Here is a 17221-nt window from a genome sequence, read left to right on the forward strand (position 1 = left end):
TGCCCGTCCATATCAACAGCCAAAACTTTATAATTTTGACTAAGAGCATATGCCAAAACACTGGAAGTTGTGGACTTACCACATCCACCCTTCTGGATCCCTACGGAAATAATTTCAGCCATCAATTCCACCACCTTATTTTTTATTAATATTAATGTTTATATTAGTGTTATTGTTGGTGTTAGTGCAACCATCATTATTTATATTTAACGTATATAACGGTATTTCCTTCAAAGAATGTTAATTTCACTGAAAATGATAGTAAGCGTATTTTCTTGATTATGTAAACTGAACTAAGAATTTATATCTAATAAAGGTGAATGATACTGTTCTATCAACTCAAAATTAAAATACATAACAAAAGTTTAGTTATGTGTATTGACTTGTTGTTGGTGGTGGTTTATCATTAAATTAACCTTATAGAGTTAATTAATTAAAGTATAAAGTTAAAAGGGGATGAGGATATGAAAAATGTGGAATATTTAGAAGCATACAGAAATCATCTTCAGGAGGAAGAGAAAAGCAAAGGAACTATTGATGGTTATGTCTCCGATGTGAAGGATTTTATAGCTTTTATCAAGAAAGATATTACGAAAATAAAAAAACATGATGTAATTGATTTCAAAGAATGTTTACGACAGCGAAAATTAAAAACCCTAACGATTAATAGGAAGTTGGTGGGGGTTAAGCAATTTCTTGATTTTGCTAATGAGCGTTTTGAGCTATCAATTTCCGCTCGTATTAAGCAGGAAAAGATACAGAAGCAGTATTCCCTCAAAGACGAAGAATTGCTCACAGAAAGCGATTATAAATGTTTAATAGGGGCTGCCAATGAAGCTCATGATACTCGAGCAAAGGCGCTATTTGAATCTATGTACTACTCAGGTATGCGTATCAGTGAAGCTCTTCAACTTCGAACTGATCATGTTGAAAAAGGGCTAAAAGTAATTGAAGATATTAAAGGCAAGGGGTCCAAATACCGCGATATTTATATGAGCGATAAGCTTATTAAATCGCTTAGGGAGTATTTGGAAGTTCGGAATCAACCCTATTCCAGTACCACAAAAGCATTATTTGTGGGTGAAAGAGGGCCATTAACCAGGCAAACCGCTCATTCTGAAATGAAAAAATATGCGAAAAAAGCAGGGATTGAAGCTTCTAAGGCTCATGTTCATAATCTAAGACATCTTTTTGGGTTGCGTCTGGCTGAACAAGGCGTGCCAATCCAAGACATAGCTAAATATATGGGCCATACCTCGATTGAAGTAACAAAGATTTACTTGGAGAAACCGCAATCGCACTACGTGAATTTGATTGACCAATTATAAATGCGAGCTTATGATTAAACTAATGAAATTTATGTCTCTATTTTTTTGTATTTTTGGTTAACCTTGGTTAACTCGGTTAACCTATTGATAAATAAGGAAATTTTAGTTAACTAAGGAGTGAAGTGAAAATGTCAGATAAAACATTTGGAGTCAAAGTCAGTGAAGATTTATATGAACGCGTAAAGAATATAATTGAGGTTTCCGGAATTTCATCAAAAGAATGGTTCGAGAAAGCTGTGGCAATGAGCGAAATTCAAAACTTAAAAGAAGGATCCGGGGACTACAAACAAGATTTATCGGAGCTTGAGCTGCACACGAAAAGGATTTATGAACTTGTGGCCAATATGATCCAAAGGGCAGACTATTTGAAGATGGATGCTGTAAAGGAACTAGAAAACAAGATTGAAAGCCGCGATCTAACCATCACAGAGTTTCAGAACAATGTAAAAGCGTTGAAGGAGCAGCTATCTGCCGCAGAAGAAGGCTTTAAACAAAACGAAGGGGAAAAAACGGAATTAAGTAGTCAACTGGAAGAGTTGCGTGCTTCAAATTCCACTAATCTAGACTTAATCAAAGAGTACAAGGAAAAGGTTGATACTTTATCTTCCCTTATAAACGAATATAAGGGCTATGCTACCGAAAACACAGAACTGAAGCAGTCTCACGCTGTTGAAAAGGAAAAAATAAATGCTGCACATATAGAAAAAGAAAACAGAATGATTTCATCCATCGAGGAATTAAAGACTACAACCCGCGATCAAGAAGCTCTCATTAACCAGCTGCAAACGAAATTGACTAAGGTTATCGATGATTACAAGAATGAAATTGAAAACTTGAGGGCTAACCAAGTTAACCAGTTAACTCAGTTAACAGATAAAAAAGAGCTTGAAAAAGAAAGAGCCATTTTAGAGATTGAACGTAAATACCAAGCTAAATTAGAGCAGTCTCACGAACAATATAACGAAAAGCTCGCAGGGTTATACGAAAGGCTTGAATCAAAGGAAAAACCAAATAACGATAAATAAACAAGGGAGCGACTCAGTTCGTTCTCTTTTTTCTTGTTGAAGAGGTAAATAGATTTTTTAAGCGAAATTTTAAACAAATGCAGTAATAGCACGAAAAGGAGATGATAAAAGTGAAAGTAACCCTAATTGAAAGTCCTTGTTCTAATGAAATCCTTCGCAAGTGTTACGATTACATCCTCAAACTCTACAGAAGAGAAATGCAAAAGAAATTGACCTTTTTAAAAACAGAAACAGAGTTTAGGAAAGAAAAACTGGGTAAAGGTGACTCTTACAATGCATAAAACCAAAGATGACTACCCCATTGTATTAACTGTTTCGGAAGTAATGGAAATCCTACGAATAGGGAAACGAGTTGCTTACGAATTAATGAACCAAAAAGACTTTCCTACAATCAAAATAGGGAAACTTAAACGTGTAAATCGGGATGCCTTTTTTGATTGGCTTCAGAGAAAAGGATTAGAATCATAGTTATACATAATCTGCCTTTTGTAGTGAATTTCAAAATAAAGTAATGTTCACAGATTTGTTGAAAGGGTTATATTACCTTTAGTCGAATCCTTCCATTTGATAAGGAGGGATTTTATGGCAAATAAATTCATTACCTATGACAGGGCAAAAGCAGAAATAGAAAGACTCCAATTTTATGTTGAATTGATCGAATCATACCAACCAGTCAATTCAGAACAAGAAATCATCAAGGAATACGCTATGACAAGTAGTATTACCGAAGTGGCCAACAGGTTAAATGTAAGTTATGAAAAGGTAGTAGAAGTAATTAGCAGCAAAGGTAAGGATGAACTTCATAAAATTGTTAGATCAGGATATATGGGAAAAACCAAACAACACAGACGTAAGAACCTCTACCAATTTTCATGAGAAGTAAAGTAAACGAGGCGCCTGTTGGGGTGCCTCTTCAATTTGAAACTTGATAATGTTTTTCCTCACATATCGAAAAAATCATCCACTTTAGCGTTCGGGTCAATCTTTCTAATAGCTCTCATGATTTTTTGAATCGATTTTGCTGTAGGTAAGTAATCTGGATCCGAACATATTCGGCTGATTGTATTTCTGCTCACGCCGGCCTCTTTTGTAAGATCTTCTTGATTATAGCCTTGATGATCCAACCACCTGCCGAGTTTACTCCTTTTCTTTCCTAATCCCCACATATATACCCTCTCCTGATTAACTATTCTTAGTTGCATCTTTGACAACATTTCACTTACTTATACGAATGAATCCCAAAATACTTTCCCTTTCACCATAAAAGGGAACCTTTCAAAAAAATCGAGAAATTTTCGTAAAAAAAGGGAAACTTGGACAAACAGTAGTGAATACTCTTTATCAAAGCCCATTTCTAGCACCTATCAAATTAGCTAACAGTAAACCACCATATTTTCTTTCAAGTTATCTATCACGTTACCTTTATCAAAGTAATCAAGCCCTAAACCCATGAAAAGAATAAAATTTGAAAAATGTTTAGAGGGAGGCGAAGCCGGAAGGCCTGAAGAGGGGGCCGGGGGGAGATAAAGAATTTTCAAATAAACAGAAAACTTAATTATCAGAAAATTTTAAATTGAGGAGGGGAAGATAAATGAAGGTAGAAATGACAGGTTAAAACTAATTTGAGGTGATCAATTAATGAAACCAATTTTAACAGTCAAGGATGTTGCTGAATTACTCCAAGTTTCTACCACACACGTTTACAACATTATGAACTTAACCGATTTCCCCGTTATCCATGTGGGTAGGAGAAAACTCGTTAAGTACACAGATTTAATGGATTGGTTGGAAAAACAAAAGCACACACAATCAACCTAAAAGAAAAGAGAAGGAAGCAGATAAAAATTTCCAATTTTAACAGCCACTTCTCAGTGTAATAAGCTTGTTACCCGACAAGTAAACCCGACAACTTAACTTGTCGGGTAATGGTTGTCGGGTAAGCCGACAAGTCAATCCTATAACACAACTAACCTCAAGTAGGTTTTCAAATCCAGACTTCACTCCCCTAGAGCACCTCCAAAAAGTCGAGGGTCGGCCATTTAAAAAAACATAGTTTCCGGAGTAACATTTAGGAGGAAAAATGATGAAAAAACGCACATTTAATTTCCAGTTTTTTTCGAATCACATTGAAACTTTGGACTTTAAAACATTTTGTGAAGGAGGTTCTACAGAATACGTTGAAGCAAAGAAAAAACTCAAAAAACTGTACCGCCAGCAGCAACAAAATAATCTCCACAATAAGGAGATTATCTCCCGTCCGAGCACCGTCCACCCATCGTTCCCAGTCTATTCCCTCTACATCAATCCCTTTGCCTTAATTGATATAAACTTCCTCATCGCTGCCGGTTGCGTCGTTATCGTGGCCATTCTCGAAAAGAAATTAGGAGAACACGGAATTATTGAACCTGCTGCCATTCTTTCCGGACTTCTAAAAATCGGCTTTCCCGTAGTCGCGTTCGCTTCTATCCTTATTCTCATCTCAAAATTGGGGGCATTTCTATGATAAAAGAGTGGTTTGCTAAGCAAAGGATGAAAGCTACAGTCTCCCAGGTATTTAAGAGTGGAGATATGGGCGTTACTTACTCCTACTCTCAGGGACAAAACACTGGAAAGATATATCCGAAAATCCGTAGCGTTAAATTTAATTATGATCAGAAGACTGTTACTTGTTATTTTTCCCTTCCTACAGGAATGGATCCAAAGGAGATAAAGAAAAAAACATATTGTTTTGAGCAGGTCTTTGGCCAACGTATAGAGATATCCGGCAAAGTAAAGGAATTCAAGCTCACAGTGTTTGTGGGCGATAAGGAAAAGAAGATTAATTACAATTACGACGAGATACTCGCAGTTATTGAACGTGAAAAATTCACAATCCCTATCGTTGCAGGATATGATTCAGCTGGAAAGCTACTGATGTACGATGCAACCAATAACCCAAACCTTTTGATATTTGGAGAGCCGGGGAGTGGAAAAAGCTCCATCCTGCACGTCATTATCTCCACACTGATACAGTTTTACTCAGCCGATGAAATTCAGTTCTATATGGCAGATTTTAAACAAAGCGAGCTAGTGCTATACGAGGATGTTGATCACGTTATGAATGTAAGCTACCAAGTGAAAGCTTTTGCTCCTGTCCTCAAACATCTGAAAAGCGAATTAGAAAAGCGAGGTACCCTTTTAAGGGGGCACCGGGTAAGGCACGTTAATAAACTACCGAAAGACAAAAAGCCACCCCACATCGTTCTCGTGGTAGATGAATTCGTAATGATTAAGGACGATGAGATTATGAGTAACCTTCTTCAAATCGCCTCCCTTGGCCGTGCTTATGGAATATACCTTATTTTATCGATGCAGCGTCCCTCCCATAAAATCCTTAGCACCGATGTAAGGGGCGTTCTATCAGTCAGAATGGGCTTTAGAACAGTGGATTTGCGTAATGCTATGATCGGAGACACGCCTGGAAGCGAAAAGATAAGTGCAGATGAGCCTGGTAAGTTTCTGCTAAGTCTCAATGAATTAATCGAACTGAGAGCCCCATATTTGAGCGAGGATGAGGTAGAAAAAATAATGGAGGCTTATAAGAGTGGAAAACCAAAGCAGATGTTTACAGACCAAATAAAGCCTTCTGAGAAGACTATCGACCTAAAAGAAATTGAAAAAGATGTGTTTGGGGTGTTACCGGAATGAAAAAGAGAGATCTGGCCATTTTAAACGACCTACAGCGTTTCAGATGCCTTACAAGGGATGATATCATCGATTTACACTTTAAAAGCCTTAAACAGCCTGTGACGTGCTGTAATACGGTTTTAAAACGATTAAGACGGGACGGATACATCGAGGTAAGCACCAAACAGCTGCCATATACCTATTTTGCCGCACCGTCTCCAATCAAGAAGGATTCCACAAAGATACCGCATTTCTTGAAAATTGCTGAGTTTTACAGAAGTTTAATCAAATATGAGGAGCCCAAAAGCTTCATAGTTGAGCCTAAATTTGGAAAAGGGTATATGGAACCCGATGCCTTTATGCTGTGGAAGAGAGGGCCGTTCTTCGTCGAGATACAGCGTTCTATCTATTCAGATAAAGTGATGAAGGAGAAGGTCGGTCGTTACGATCAGTATTATTTGAGCAACGAATGGCAGCAAGAGCCTTGGCAACCAGAAAACAAAAAAGTGTTTCCTACGGTCTTGATGTTGACCGATACCCGCTACAGCATTGAAAGCCCTTATGTACGGTTCATCCAGGTACAAAATATAGAGCAGCTGGTGAATACCTTTATTCCAAAAGTGGAAAAAAGCAAAATTGAAGTAAAGAGCAATTCACTTAAATTAAAAACTTCGTAAAAATGATAATTCAATAGTTTAAAGCCAACTATTTATACTCAACGGTAATAATGTGATTATATAAAACAAAGGGAGTGCTGTATTAGCGACTCCCTTTCCCTTTTAAAATGGATGGCTATCGATAGCTTCCTGCAGTTTTATTGCTAAATACAGATCTTCTAATTCTGGATCATCTTTTAGCACTGATTTTTTCATCCGTTTGAGCTCTTCAAAATTAAACGACACAATTGTCTCTACCTCAATTTTTCCCGGAAATTCCATAGGAAGAAAATCGTCGTCCAAGAAACTTAAATCTTGTCCTAAATCAAACTCATCAGGATCAAGCATATCGTTATCCTCCATAATCCTTTCTTCCTCGGACCTTGGAAGATTACCCTCCGAACAATCTGAGCCTAGATAAAAGGCTGCTAAAAGTTCTCCGGAAGTCGGTATTGTCTTATTGTTCTCGATTGGTTGTTTTTCGTCCTCTAACATATTAGGTTTTCCCCTTTCCTTAGTTTCAGAGAACATGGTACACGGAATTTTCCCTTATTCGAACATCTTGCTAAAAAAAATATTCCAGCGAACAGGGTTCAACGTGCAAGGTTTACTATATCCGTTGAACAGGTCCGTTCAACGGATATACTTTAAATACAGAGGAACCCAACGGTACCAATAGTTCTCCTCATTAAGCAAAGCAAAAAATACTACCGAATATAGTAAACCAAAATGGAGGATTTTTAACAGGTTAAAGGCAAAATAGTTATTAAATTTTAAATCAATAGTAATTCAATAAAAATTGTCCATCATAAAACATATTTTTGTCTGTATGGATTCAAATTCAGGACTTTTAATAATCTAGAAACCTTCTCCCGTATTACCCCTATTTAGAAAGGGGACGATGAGAATGAGAAAATGGCGTGAATTAGAGGACCAATTTCTTTGGTTTATTTTTCGTATTTGTAGGCTATATACAACCATTATTTTTATCTATTACATCTTGATAAAGCCGTTCTTGTAAAAGCAAAAGGGGAGTAATGCTGTCACAGAAACTCCCTTTTTATATTCGTAACAAAACCGCACTTTTATGTTTTTGCGAATCTCCTTAAATTTACCCCCCAAAAAAAATTTTAAAATTTACCTGGTCCGCCCAAATTTTCGTGTTTACTCTTCGTATATAATCTTCTACGTTTGCTTCAACGTGTTATTCTCGTGTTATTAATCCGTTTATTATTTAGTTTGCACGTACTTTTTTGCGAAAAAGCAAACAATAAAATATCGATATTATTCACATTATTGTTCAACTTCCTTAACATAAAGGAACATTTTTTCATTTTACTTATCATTTGTTTTCGTGTTACATTAATCCTACAAATCGACACGGAGTGATATATATGAAAAAAGGATTTAAAATTTTGCCTTCCAGTCCTTATGACGATAAGGATCAAACATACAAAAAGTATTACTCCAGCTGGAGAGAGTTTAATAAAGGAAACAATGATAGTAAAGAAACATTTGCAATGATTTTTACCAGTTTCAAGGAGAATCATCTTTCCAAGATTGAAGGGGGAGCTTTAAAACTATACTTATTTTTTTGTTTCAACTCAAACAACACCGATGGCGACTCCTGGTATAGTATCGAAAAAATAGCCGACTTCTTTAAGGTTGGTACACGAACAGTTGATAAGTGGGTAAAAATACTCGTTGATAGGCAACTCATATATCGAGAGCAAGCAACTCATAAATCTGCAACAACTTATTTATTACCGTATAGCACTACCTTAATGAAGGCTCAAACAACCGGTTCCTACCCTGATGACTCTCAAGAGATTATTGAAGACATCACCAATTCATTGAAAAAACAAAAACAAATATTTGGTAATGTCATTGGCGTATTCCACCTTTTTCAGTGGAAAATTTCGAAATCTAAAAAAAGACTTCGCACTAACACCCAAAATATCCAATGGATATTGTTCATTACCAGAAGAGAAAACGGGGTATTAACGGGCCATTATTATGAACTAAAGGCATCGGAGGACATTGTTGTTTCTAAAAGAAGCATCGAAGAAACTTACTTTTTTACTAGTCCCTATACCTACGACGGTAATGCGTTATTAGGAATTGCTTTGGACAATGAAAATGAAATTGATATTACGTCTAATACCTATGAGCCTCGAAAACAGCTTATAGAACAGTTAGCTATTATTGATAAAAGTACACTAGATCCAAAGTATTTTATTGACTACCAAGAAATTGAAGAAACGAACAGCGAAATAGAGGAATCATAGGGGGATATTATGGAACACTATTCATTATTTTTGGACGAGATACATCCAGGGGGGCATTTTGATTATTTTTGCCTTGCTGGTGTTATCATTAAAACCACTGATTATTCAGAAACAATCATTCCAGAGGTAGAAAAGGTAAAACAAAAGTTCTTTGCAGGCTCTACCTCTGTTATCATTCACGAAAAGGAAATATCAGATCGTAAAACAGGGACACCTTTTGCAGTTTTTCAAGATAAATCAAAACGTGAGGAGTTCTGGACTGATATCAAAAATGTGTTACTTTCTAATGATATTAAAGGTCTGGCTGTAGCTGTCCATCAAAAAAACTTATATAAAATGTATCCAGGCGTTAGAGATAAATATTTTTTATCATTGCAACTAATCGTTGAAAATTTTGTTCACTTTTTGGAATCGGTTAATGGACGAGGAGACATTTACGTTGAGTCAACTAACCCTTCTCCGCACCAAACAGATGATCAGTTACAGTCGCATTATTACTATTTAAAAGCTAACGGTACTCTTTTTTATGATCGGAGAACTATCCAACACAGATTAGGTAACATCAGTTTTCCTTTAAAAGCAGATAATATAATAGGGCTTCAATTAGCAGATTTAATTCCTAATTCCCTAAATCGTAAGCTAACAGGTTATGAATTGCGTACTTACGGGCTTGTGGATGCTTTTGAAAAAATCTCTTATGACGGTTGTTGTGGTGACCAAAAACGGTTTGGGATTAAATTAATCCCTTGACACATTAAGTTGAAGGGGCTAATATTAATCAAGGAACTGCGAAAGCTCTTCCCTTTTAAAAAAAAAGAATGGCGAAAGCTCTTCTTAAATTGATCACGTACATGTATAAAACGACAAGTAGAACCAATAATATAATTTATACGGAGAATGGCGAAAGCTCTTCAATCTGTATACGGCAGACAAGGGTGAATGGCGAAAGCTCTTCAATCTTTGTCGGAAGGCACCCATTTACAGGGTGTCTTTTTATTTGCAAGCATAATTCATCCTGCCTCTTCATGCCTTTATTGAAAAAAAGCAAGATTGTAGTGTGTTCTCATTATAAGCCTGGTTACCAGGCTTTTTTGTTTGGCCATAATTATAGCTGCTGATTCGAATTGAATACATAACAACGCTTATGTATGCATTTAAATTATAAAATTAAACAAAAGAGAGTCTAAAACTAGACTCTCTTAGCAATCTTTAAATCAATTATTAGCTATAGTTAGTAATATATGTTACAGAACTACCGACTTTAGTGGTCATCGAAGAATTCGTATAGTATGAAACGTTATGTTGTACCTGCATGACACCGCCAATCATTCTAAAATACTTTACATCCCTTATATATAACCAGCTGCCTTTATTAGAGATTATATAGTTTCCTACAACTCCAGCAAGACTCAAATTTGGTATTTTTAAAATAATTCCTAAAGCAGAAGCAGCCGAAGCCATCGTTGTCCATTGTAGTTTTTGATTATAGTAGTCAGTAGTCCAAAAAACCCAACTTTCACTGCCACCAGTATCAGGTGGTTCAATACTAAAAGTAGTAAACCCACCAGTAGGTGAATCTACTGGATTTAAAGAGTTATTTAGATTACTAGACTGTTGAATTTGTTGAAGTTGTGCGAGTTGTTCAGGAATAGCTGTTGAAGTTGAAGATGATGTTACTACATTTGTAGGTGGTTCAAGTTCACTGGCTGATGCTGAAGAAAAAGGTAAAAAAGCAGTAGAAGCTAGTGCCAATGATAGCGATGTTGCTAGTAATTTTTTCATAAATTAGTATTATCTCCCTTTTTTGTTTTTTCTGAATACTATTGTATGCTATCATAAGATAGTATTTAGTTCTATACAAAAATAGAAAATTTTTCTTTTTTTTCAAAAGAATTCAAAAAAAGAAAACACAAAAAGGGGATGCAGCATATGGAAAATAAGAATTTAATACTGGCATTAAAAGTTGTAGCTATACTTGGATTTCTTTATTCTATTGTTAATTTAGAGTGGGGGACTTTTATAGGAACATTGTTTGCAGGCTTACTTTTCCTTTTACAAAAAAACAAAATATTTGGAACAATAATGTTGTTATTCTCTGTTTACTTTTTATTTGCACAAATTATTTATTAAGTTACTCTATGGCTTTGAAACAATAACAGGATCACTTAATAGTAAAAAACCACTGGTATTTAAATGTACAAGTGGTTTTTTACCATTAAAAGTTTCGTTCTCATAAATAAAAGTCAGTGACGCATTTCGGAGGGTCAATATTTAGTGGTTTTAGTTACTCTAATCTTTTTTTACTATATGTAACCTATGATCAATATGATATATTAATGTTTTTTTTAAATTGGATTCAAGCCCGACAAATCAATGTTTCTCACTTTTTCCAAATGTAACATTTTAACCATTCTGATACATATCACAATTATACATTTAATCGTGATGACTGGATGGACCATCCACCCCTCATTTTTTAGTATGTTGCTTAATAGCTTTGTGAGAATCCACATTTCTAAGAGTTTGATTAAAATTTTCCTTTTCTACCATTTCTCGTTGCCTTCGCTCTGCTACAGGTCTAATGAGGGTTAACAACAACTTCCTTTTTTCTTTAGATGGTTGATTCATTTTAATATCCCTCCCTGAACAATGAGAAATCGCTCATTTATCCTTGGAAATTATGCCTCATTTGTTCTTCTTCCAGGATTACGTTAATTCGTCCATAATAATAAGCTAAACTAATGATGAAAGTAATTGGGGCAATAATTAGAGGAGCTAAGATGCTAAATCCAACCCACATTAAAATTAATGAGACCGTAGAAGTCATAAAATACATCCCTACAAATGATGGCGTATAGCCCAACAGCAAAAAGGACCAAAAGATTGAGGCTATCACATAAACCCAATAGTTACCGTCGAACTGAAACATAAAATTAAATGTAATTATGTAGATCATAAGAGCATTGATAGAACCGACAATCACATTTTTGAGTAGCAAAATAAAGAAAAATCGTTTAGGGTAATATTCCATCCGCTCTGCAATGGTACTTTTGAAGCCGGTCAGGAGCCCCGAAATCCCACCGATAAAAATACCTTCTAGTAATGCAGCAACCCACTTGAAAATTGCCCCCGCAATTCCTCCGATCAAAGCATACAGCAAAAAATACAGCACATCTTTCACGTCTTTCCCTCCTTTAACCTTTTTGTTTCAACTACTTCCTATTTATTCCATAAAAAATCACACATTCCTGTTAAGGGAAATAAAAATTCGTTACATAAGAGCCGTTATGTTTCACAAAAAAAGGGGCTAGGAGAAAACTCCTGGCCCTTTTAATTTGATTATTTATTGATTACCAAAGAACTCTTCTTTTAGTTCATCCCTAACCTTCTTACCTGCCCGATCAAGAACCTTATTTATTTGTAAAGCCAATGTTTCACTATCTTGGGTTGGGTCTAGGTCTTGTAACTGCAAACTAACCTCTTCGCCTAAACTTCGTTGGTATTCAGAATATTGTTCTGTGGTTAGGTAATATGTTTTACCGCCGCTTCTCATATATTTTTGAGCTCTTCTTGGAGCAGCAGTTGTATCGCCCGTATCGTTTATGACATCTAAAACCATTTGTGCTTCTGATGAAGGGTTATAGCGACTTACAAAGGCAGGATTCAAAAATACATTAAATAGATTATTCGATTTCCCTTGGTAAACTTCCTTTTTGTTTCCGAGAGAATCGTAGGCAGCAGGTAAACTTGCCCCAGCCAAACCTGGTACCTTATTTTTCATTCGGTTAATAAACATCTGTGGTTTAGATGGATCATACGTGTTCCTTGTTGTATTGTCAGTTGCCTGACGAACTTGATTGAAAAGGGTTGGGACAAAGGAAGCTGGTATATCTCCTGCTATATCAATAGCTTTATCCATACCTGATTGCCCAGGATAACTTGTTGCAGCCTTTTTGAGCCCTTGGAGGACCGAAGTACCAATCATTGTTTCTGCCGCCCCATCTATACCTGCATAAGCCGCATTAAAAAGGTTTGGTTCTCCGCTTTCCTTAACGTTGGTTTGTGCATTGCCACCTAGACTTAGAGCTGTTGCAATCGGTTGGGCCCAGTTATACGAAACAAAAGTGTCCCCGTCTTGTGTTTCCGCAGCATCTGAGTTAAACCCACTAAATACCCACCTTGCCAATGCATCTAAATTTAAACTGTATTGAGCCTTTCCAGATGATTTTTCAACTTCTTGCACATCGAAGTCCTTACTCCCTACTCCAGTAAGGATTCCTTTGTCAGCCATAAACCAAGCTATACCAGTCATCCCCGTTCCGATAGTAGCACGGGTAAAGGATTCTATGACTTCATTCCAAGCGAATTGTTTGTTGAAAAATGGTTTGGCAATTGCATAAGCTGTTTTTAGGAATCCAGCAGGAGAATATTCTAGGGCTCTCATTAAAAGTGAACCTGGAGTTCTTGGATATTTGAGAATAATATCTCCTGCTCCCCAATCTTTCCCTCCATTCAAAAAGTTTTTAACCTTTTGTAAACTGGTCGAAAATATGTTGTTATCTTGGAAAGTGACATATTTTCCGTACTGATCAGCAATCGCCAATATATTTTCGTCAGCTTCACGGATATAGCGTTGTATCGCTTCATTCCTTGCCTGACCTGTAAGCCCTTCATTGAGAGCTCTCAAGTTTGCTAACTCTCCCACCGTGTTATTTACAGCACGTTTATAACCAGCATAATCAAAGGATTTTAAGGTAGCTCCCAACGTTCTTTCAAAATATTTCATAGGATTCCATTTTCCATTAAAAGTGTTAGGTCTCAAATCGTATTGAGTTGATATTCCTTCAGGATTAACCCCCTTCAGTCCGGCTTTCCACCCTCTTAACCAGTTTTTCCAGTATTCCCCTTGATTATGGGTCCTGAAGGTTACTGTTCTTTGCCCGCCTGTTAACTTCGCTCTTGTTATGTCAATTGGCGTAGCAACTAACTTATTAATCCGTTCTAGTCGATAAAACATTTCATTTCCGATAGCATTCCTACCTAGCGTTTTAGGGTTTAATAATTGTCCGATGGTCTGTGTAGTAGATATTTTCTGTAATAATGATGGCCGTTCTAATAATTGTAAAGTTGCTTGAAGCTCCTGGCTTGCCTCAATCTTTGCATCACCGCTCATATTATTGATTGATATAGCAAAATTTCGGAGATTTTCCGCATCCACTTCCTCTAATTTTCCGTTCTTTAAAGCCTTATTCGTTATCTTCTCTACTTCACTTAATCTATTCGTTGTCCGCTTAAACTCATTTGTTACCATCTCTGATGATTTGTCATAGACTTGTTGGATATGTGGCCGAATTTCCTCCCCAAATTCCCTAATCATTTGCTCTGAAAACTCCGCGAAATTGATTGTCTCTTTTGCTAATTTTGATGCACCGATCACCGCGTAGTCGTAGAAGTCATCAACTGGTAATCCTGATAAAGCTCTTCCCTTTCTTGCTGCAAGACGTTTTCGTGCTGCTTCCTCTTGTTTATCCAGGAACTTTACAACTTGCTCTTTCACTTCAGGTTTGATGATTTTATTTGGCCCCTTTGATTTAGTTCTTTTAGGCGTGATATCCGTTATCCATTGCTTAGCATCGTCTACAAACTGGCGAAGTTCCTTAGTCTCCGCTTCAGATAACTTTTCCCCTGCCTTCGCTCGATCTAAAAGGTTTATCACGTCATTAGCGACCGTCTTTTGCTGTGTCATTTTCTGAACAGTAGTTGCTAAATCGGTTAACTGTGTAGCTGTTTCATTAGTAATAACAACTTTTTGCTGTAAAGGATTAAGTTTAGCGTTCACACGATCTGCAACCCTATTAGCATGAACTAGGATTCCTTCAGGACTTAGCCTATCAAATATAGAAAATGCCTGAACAGCCTGTCCTGCTTTTGTTCCTCTTTCCGCAATATGTTCTGCAATATCAACAGCTTTATCAATCTGGCCTGATCTTTGAAACTCCTGAATTAATCGATGCGCCGTTGCAACGTGTTCAGGTTTTAATACTTTAGCGTTTTTGACAAAAGAGGTTGCTGTTTCTGCACCTTGAGCAAGATAATTATTAGCAATAAGAACAGCTTCTTCATTGGTAGTTGGTTTATATGCCCCTTGTAGCCGCTCCTTAAGGCTCATAGAGGTATTTTCTGAATTTCTTAGGGTATTTATATGCCCTCGTTCTTTAAGGTTACTAGAAGGCGATTCTGGAAGTCTAGGAAGCAAGTCATCTAACGTCTGTGAAAATTTGGTAGAATTATTTAATCCCGCTGGATTCAAATGCTCCAATAAATTTGGCTTTAATCCACCAACTAGATTATCGAATTGTGGGTTATCCTTTGGCTTTAATTTCGGAAGTAATTCACTTAATGGTTGTAATGTTTTTTGTTTCGGTTTTAATTCACCTAATAAAAGGTTTTTTGCCTTATTCGATGCTGGTTTGCGTTTACCCATCTTGTCCCAAACGTCGGCCGCGTCAATCGGTTTCCCTGGTTCAGGAGGCTTGAAAGCTGAATCATTAAGACCTAAGATGGCTTTCGCCTTATTCGATGCTGGTTGCCGTTTTATCTTTACATTCCGAGCATCTAAAACAGGAGCTTCTTTTGTGCTTGGATAAGCTAGATCCACGACTTGCTCTAAAGTAACTGGTTCATCGTATTTAGCAAACTGCGTCCATAGATCATCTAATGCTTCTTTGCTTAGTTGGTTTGAATTGTAATTTTCGTTCACGAATTGGGAGAATTCTTCATATCGACCACGCCAGTAATCAGCAGGAGCGTGCTCCACTTTGTCAAACGGCACCTCTACCCCATATTGATTCACAGGAGGTATCGGTTCAGACGTTTGTTTACCATATGAAAAATCAGGTATTGTTCTAGGTGCATCAGGTAGCATATTTGCAAGCATAGAGTTTTTCTCTATGGTTGGTTTGGCTGTTGAAAAGTCCGGTAAAGAACGTTTCTCCCCAAGAAGTAAGGACCGGTCAAATAAAGAGGTTTCTCGTAGTTTTGGTAACTCGTCTAATGATGGACCAATTTTTGGTACAACCGGATCAAATTTTGTTTTTGGTTTTAATTTCGGCAAAAGGCTTGGTTTAGCAATGTCGTTTCCTTTAGGGATTAAATCTTGCAATACTCCTGGGTTTTGAAAACCCCCTTTTATCGGCAATGCCTGTTCTGATTTAAATAATTTGGTACTATCAAGCAAAGCTTGTTCAACTTGTTTTGGTTCAAGCAAGAGATTCTTCATTGCCTGATTAGAGGCTAATTGAAGCCCCTTGCTCGCTCCCTTACCTAGTCCGGCCCCCATCAAGTTAAGAGGATCCAAAAGCATTTCAGAACCCATTCCAGTTATCACGGTTCCCACTTTAGTTCTTATATTTGAAGGTACAAAAGGAGTAATAAATTTGGTGACTCCCATATCCATAACAGTTTTACCGATTACATTAGCAATTTTCTCATCTTTTTTGTCGGTTTCTGGGTCAAATCCTAGAGTTCTATTTAATTCCTCTCCGCTGGTATCTTTATTTCCTAAGAACCCATCTTCTGCACCCTTCCAAAAACTGTTTCCTTCCACCTTCTCTTTTATCCCTGTGCGAACCGCATCTCCAGGTCTATCAATAATTTCAAGTGCACGAAATAACCCATTAGGCTTTCCATCTCCATCTGTGTCTTTTCCAGTAAAAAAGTTTTTCACGTCCGTAAAAAATGGTTCATTTTTTGATTTTTGAGATTCCTTATTGTTTTTTCGAACCTCTGCTTCAGCTCTTTTATTCATGTTCTTTAAAATATCATTCATTAACCAATCATTGGTATGAGCACCTTGGCCAAGTCGAATACTTTGTTTTTTGTTAAGTGTCCCATCATCGTTGAGCTTATATTTTTGTTTTGAATCTTCTTTAAAGTCCTGCTCTCTCCGATATAAATACGCTTGATAGTCACTCATCCCCTGGCTTTTCGCCCAATTTGAAAATTTATCATTATAACTTTTTCCCTTGATATCAAGATCTTTAAGTAAATTCTTTTCCCATTTATAATTCTCTTTTTCACTTTGCCCTTGATATCCAGAAAGTGTATATTGGGGACGAGAGGCTGCAGAAGCCTCCCTAAACCGTACTTTACCTTGTTTTTTTTCTTCCTCTTTTTTCTTTTGGTCTTCGTTATAGTAATCTACCCACGATTTACCTTTTTCCATATACTGTTGATTCTTTTTCTTAGCCATTTACCCC

18 protein-coding genes are annotated in these 17221 nt (G+C 36.7%); 11 read left to right on the forward strand and 7 right to left on the reverse strand.

The genetic code is table 11. The features are described 5' to 3' along the window. Positions 1 to 122, reverse strand: a 122-nt coding sequence (locus TY15_RS23815; RefSeq protein WP_148336004.1) for a ParA family protein, incomplete at its 3' end; no start/stop codon positions are given. 342 nt (positions 123 to 464) lie between these two features. Between TY15_RS23815 and TY15_RS19845 the strand changes: the two genes are divergently transcribed. From TY15_RS19845 to TY15_RS19860, 4 genes are all read left to right on the forward strand, one after another. Continuing rightward, the gene (locus TY15_RS19845) at positions 465 to 1328 is read left to right on the forward strand and encodes a tyrosine-type recombinase/integrase (protein WP_042375257.1); all 864 of its coding nucleotides are present in this window, start codon (positions 465 to 467) and stop codon (positions 1326 to 1328) included. Between the two features lie 128 nt (positions 1329 to 1456). Further along, complete coding sequence (locus TY15_RS23325) at positions 1457 to 2353, forward strand: coiled-coil domain-containing protein (protein WP_052353847.1); 897 nt, start codon at positions 1457 to 1459, stop codon at positions 2351 to 2353. Positions 2354 to 2626: 273 nt separating this feature from the next. After that, the gene (locus tag TY15_RS19855; protein ID WP_042375260.1) at positions 2627 to 2821 is read left to right on the forward strand and encodes a helix-turn-helix domain-containing protein; all 195 of its coding nucleotides are present in this window, start codon (positions 2627 to 2629) and stop codon (positions 2819 to 2821) included. Between the two features lie 114 nt (positions 2822 to 2935). Beyond that, positions 2936 to 3229: a hypothetical protein gene (locus TY15_RS19860; RefSeq protein WP_042375265.1), complete on the forward strand. Its 294-nt coding sequence runs from the start codon at positions 2936 to 2938 to the stop codon at positions 3227 to 3229. A 65-nt stretch (positions 3230 to 3294) separates the two neighbouring features. On the opposite strand, the gene TY15_RS19865 is transcribed toward TY15_RS19860, so the two are convergent. Further along, positions 3295 to 3519 carry a helix-turn-helix transcriptional regulator gene (locus TY15_RS19865; RefSeq protein WP_042375267.1) on the reverse strand — a complete coding sequence of 75 codons (225 nt, stop codon included), beginning with the start codon at positions 3517 to 3519 and terminating at the stop codon, positions 3295 to 3297. 472 nt (positions 3520 to 3991) lie between these two features. Between TY15_RS19865 and TY15_RS19870 the strand changes: the two genes are divergently transcribed. The 4 genes from TY15_RS19870 (at position 3992) to TY15_RS19885 (ending at position 6696) form a co-directional block, all read left to right on the forward strand. After that, the gene (locus tag TY15_RS19870) at positions 3992 to 4171 is read left to right on the forward strand and encodes a helix-turn-helix domain-containing protein (RefSeq protein WP_042375271.1); all 180 of its coding nucleotides are present in this window, start codon (positions 3992 to 3994) and stop codon (positions 4169 to 4171) included. Between the two features lie 265 nt (positions 4172 to 4436). Beyond that, positions 4437 to 4856 carry a hypothetical protein gene (locus TY15_RS19875; protein ID WP_042375274.1) on the forward strand — a complete coding sequence of 140 codons (420 nt, stop codon included), beginning with the start codon at positions 4437 to 4439 and terminating at the stop codon, positions 4854 to 4856. Further along, the gene (locus tag TY15_RS19880) at positions 4853 to 6040 is read left to right on the forward strand and encodes an FtsK/SpoIIIE domain-containing protein (protein ID WP_042375277.1); all 1188 of its coding nucleotides are present in this window, start codon (positions 4853 to 4855) and stop codon (positions 6038 to 6040) included. The genes TY15_RS19875 and TY15_RS19880 overlap by 4 nt, the downstream gene beginning before the upstream one ends. After that, positions 6037 to 6696, forward strand: coding sequence for a replication-relaxation family protein (locus TY15_RS19885; RefSeq protein WP_042375280.1), 660 nt, complete (start codon positions 6037 to 6039; stop codon positions 6694 to 6696). Before TY15_RS19880 ends, TY15_RS19885 begins: the two co-directional genes overlap by 4 nt. A gap of 102 nt (positions 6697 to 6798) precedes the next feature. On the opposite strand, the gene TY15_RS19890 is transcribed toward TY15_RS19885, so the two are convergent. Continuing rightward, the gene (locus TY15_RS19890; RefSeq protein ID WP_042375281.1) at positions 6799 to 7170 is read right to left on the reverse strand and encodes a hypothetical protein; all 372 of its coding nucleotides are present in this window, start codon (positions 7168 to 7170) and stop codon (positions 6799 to 6801) included. Positions 7171 to 8069: 899 nt separating this feature from the next. Here TY15_RS19890 and TY15_RS19895 point away from each other — a divergent pair. Then, complete coding sequence (locus TY15_RS19895) at positions 8070 to 8963, forward strand: helix-turn-helix domain-containing protein (protein WP_042375283.1); 894 nt, start codon at positions 8070 to 8072, stop codon at positions 8961 to 8963. Between the two features lie 9 nt (positions 8964 to 8972). Beyond that, positions 8973 to 9713: a DUF3800 domain-containing protein gene (locus TY15_RS19900; protein WP_042375285.1), complete on the forward strand. Its 741-nt coding sequence runs from the start codon at positions 8973 to 8975 to the stop codon at positions 9711 to 9713. Positions 9714 to 10184: 471 nt separating this feature from the next. On the opposite strand, the gene TY15_RS19905 is transcribed toward TY15_RS19900, so the two are convergent. After that, the gene (locus tag TY15_RS19905) at positions 10185 to 10745 is read right to left on the reverse strand and encodes a hypothetical protein (RefSeq protein WP_042375287.1); all 561 of its coding nucleotides are present in this window, start codon (positions 10743 to 10745) and stop codon (positions 10185 to 10187) included. A 147-nt stretch (positions 10746 to 10892) separates the two neighbouring features. Between TY15_RS19905 and TY15_RS19910 the strand changes: the two genes are divergently transcribed. After that, a complete protein-coding gene (locus TY15_RS19910) occupies positions 10893 to 11093 on the forward strand; it encodes a hypothetical protein (RefSeq protein ID WP_042375288.1) in 201 nt (66 codons plus the stop codon). 339 nt (positions 11094 to 11432) lie between these two features. On the opposite strand, the gene TY15_RS24450 is transcribed toward TY15_RS19910, so the two are convergent. From TY15_RS24450 to TY15_RS19920, 3 genes are all read right to left on the reverse strand, one after another. Then, positions 11433 to 11591 (reverse strand): hypothetical protein, encoded by a 159-nt coding sequence (locus TY15_RS24450; protein WP_157042275.1) that lies wholly within the window; start codon positions 11589 to 11591, stop codon positions 11433 to 11435. A 37-nt stretch (positions 11592 to 11628) separates the two neighbouring features. Continuing rightward, on the reverse strand, positions 11629 to 12144 hold the full coding sequence (locus tag TY15_RS19915) for a hypothetical protein (RefSeq protein ID WP_042375290.1): 516 nt from the start codon (positions 12142 to 12144) through the stop codon (positions 11629 to 11631). 162 nt (positions 12145 to 12306) lie between these two features. Further along, on the reverse strand, positions 12307 to 17214 hold the full coding sequence (locus tag TY15_RS19920) for a hypothetical protein (protein ID WP_042375291.1): 4908 nt from the start codon (positions 17212 to 17214) through the stop codon (positions 12307 to 12309). Positions 17215 to 17221: the final 7 nt, after the last annotated feature.

It is taken from the genome of Neobacillus jeddahensis, from assembly GCF_000612625.1.
Lineage (GTDB): Bacteria > Bacillota > Bacilli > Bacillales > Cytobacillaceae > Neobacillus > Neobacillus jeddahensis.

Bases quoted from the DNA above. Each gene is read 5' to 3' on its own strand.
- TY15_RS19910 (WP_042375288.1), top strand. From the start codon at position 10,893: ATGGAAAATAAGAATTTAATACTGGCATTAAAAGTTGTAGCTATACTT.
- TY15_RS19865 (WP_042375267.1), bottom strand. From the start codon at position 3,519: ATGTGGGGATTAGGAAAGAAAAGGAGTAAACTCGGCAGGTGGTTGGAT.
- TY15_RS19895 (WP_042375283.1), top strand. From the start codon at position 8,070: ATGAAAAAAGGATTTAAAATTTTGCCTTCCAGTCCTTATGACGATAAG.
- TY15_RS23325 (WP_052353847.1), top strand. From the start codon at position 1,457: ATGTCAGATAAAACATTTGGAGTCAAAGTCAGTGAAGATTTATATGAA.
- TY15_RS19905 (WP_042375287.1), bottom strand. From the start codon at position 10,745: ATGAAAAAATTACTAGCAACATCGCTATCATTGGCACTAGCTTCTACT.
- TY15_RS19860 (WP_042375265.1), top strand. From the start codon at position 2,936: ATGGCAAATAAATTCATTACCTATGACAGGGCAAAAGCAGAAATAGAA.
- TY15_RS19900 (WP_042375285.1), top strand. From the start codon at position 8,973: ATGGAACACTATTCATTATTTTTGGACGAGATACATCCAGGGGGGCAT.
- TY15_RS19890 (WP_042375281.1), bottom strand. From the start codon at position 7,170: ATGTTAGAGGACGAAAAACAACCAATCGAGAACAATAAGACAATACCG.
- TY15_RS19920 (WP_042375291.1), bottom strand. From the start codon at position 17,214: ATGGCTAAGAAAAAGAATCAACAGTATATGGAAAAAGGTAAATCGTGG.
- TY15_RS19880 (WP_042375277.1), top strand. From the start codon at position 4,853: ATGATAAAAGAGTGGTTTGCTAAGCAAAGGATGAAAGCTACAGTCTCC.
- TY15_RS19875 (WP_042375274.1), top strand. From the start codon at position 4,437: ATGAAAAAACGCACATTTAATTTCCAGTTTTTTTCGAATCACATTGAA.
- TY15_RS19885 (WP_042375280.1), top strand. From the start codon at position 6,037: ATGAAAAAGAGAGATCTGGCCATTTTAAACGACCTACAGCGTTTCAGA.
- TY15_RS24450 (WP_157042275.1), bottom strand. From the start codon at position 11,591: ATGAATCAACCATCTAAAGAAAAAAGGAAGTTGTTGTTAACCCTCATT.
- TY15_RS19845 (WP_042375257.1), top strand. From the start codon at position 465: ATGAAAAATGTGGAATATTTAGAAGCATACAGAAATCATCTTCAGGAG.
- TY15_RS19855 (WP_042375260.1), top strand. From the start codon at position 2,627: ATGCATAAAACCAAAGATGACTACCCCATTGTATTAACTGTTTCGGAA.
- TY15_RS19870 (WP_042375271.1), top strand. From the start codon at position 3,992: ATGAAACCAATTTTAACAGTCAAGGATGTTGCTGAATTACTCCAAGTT.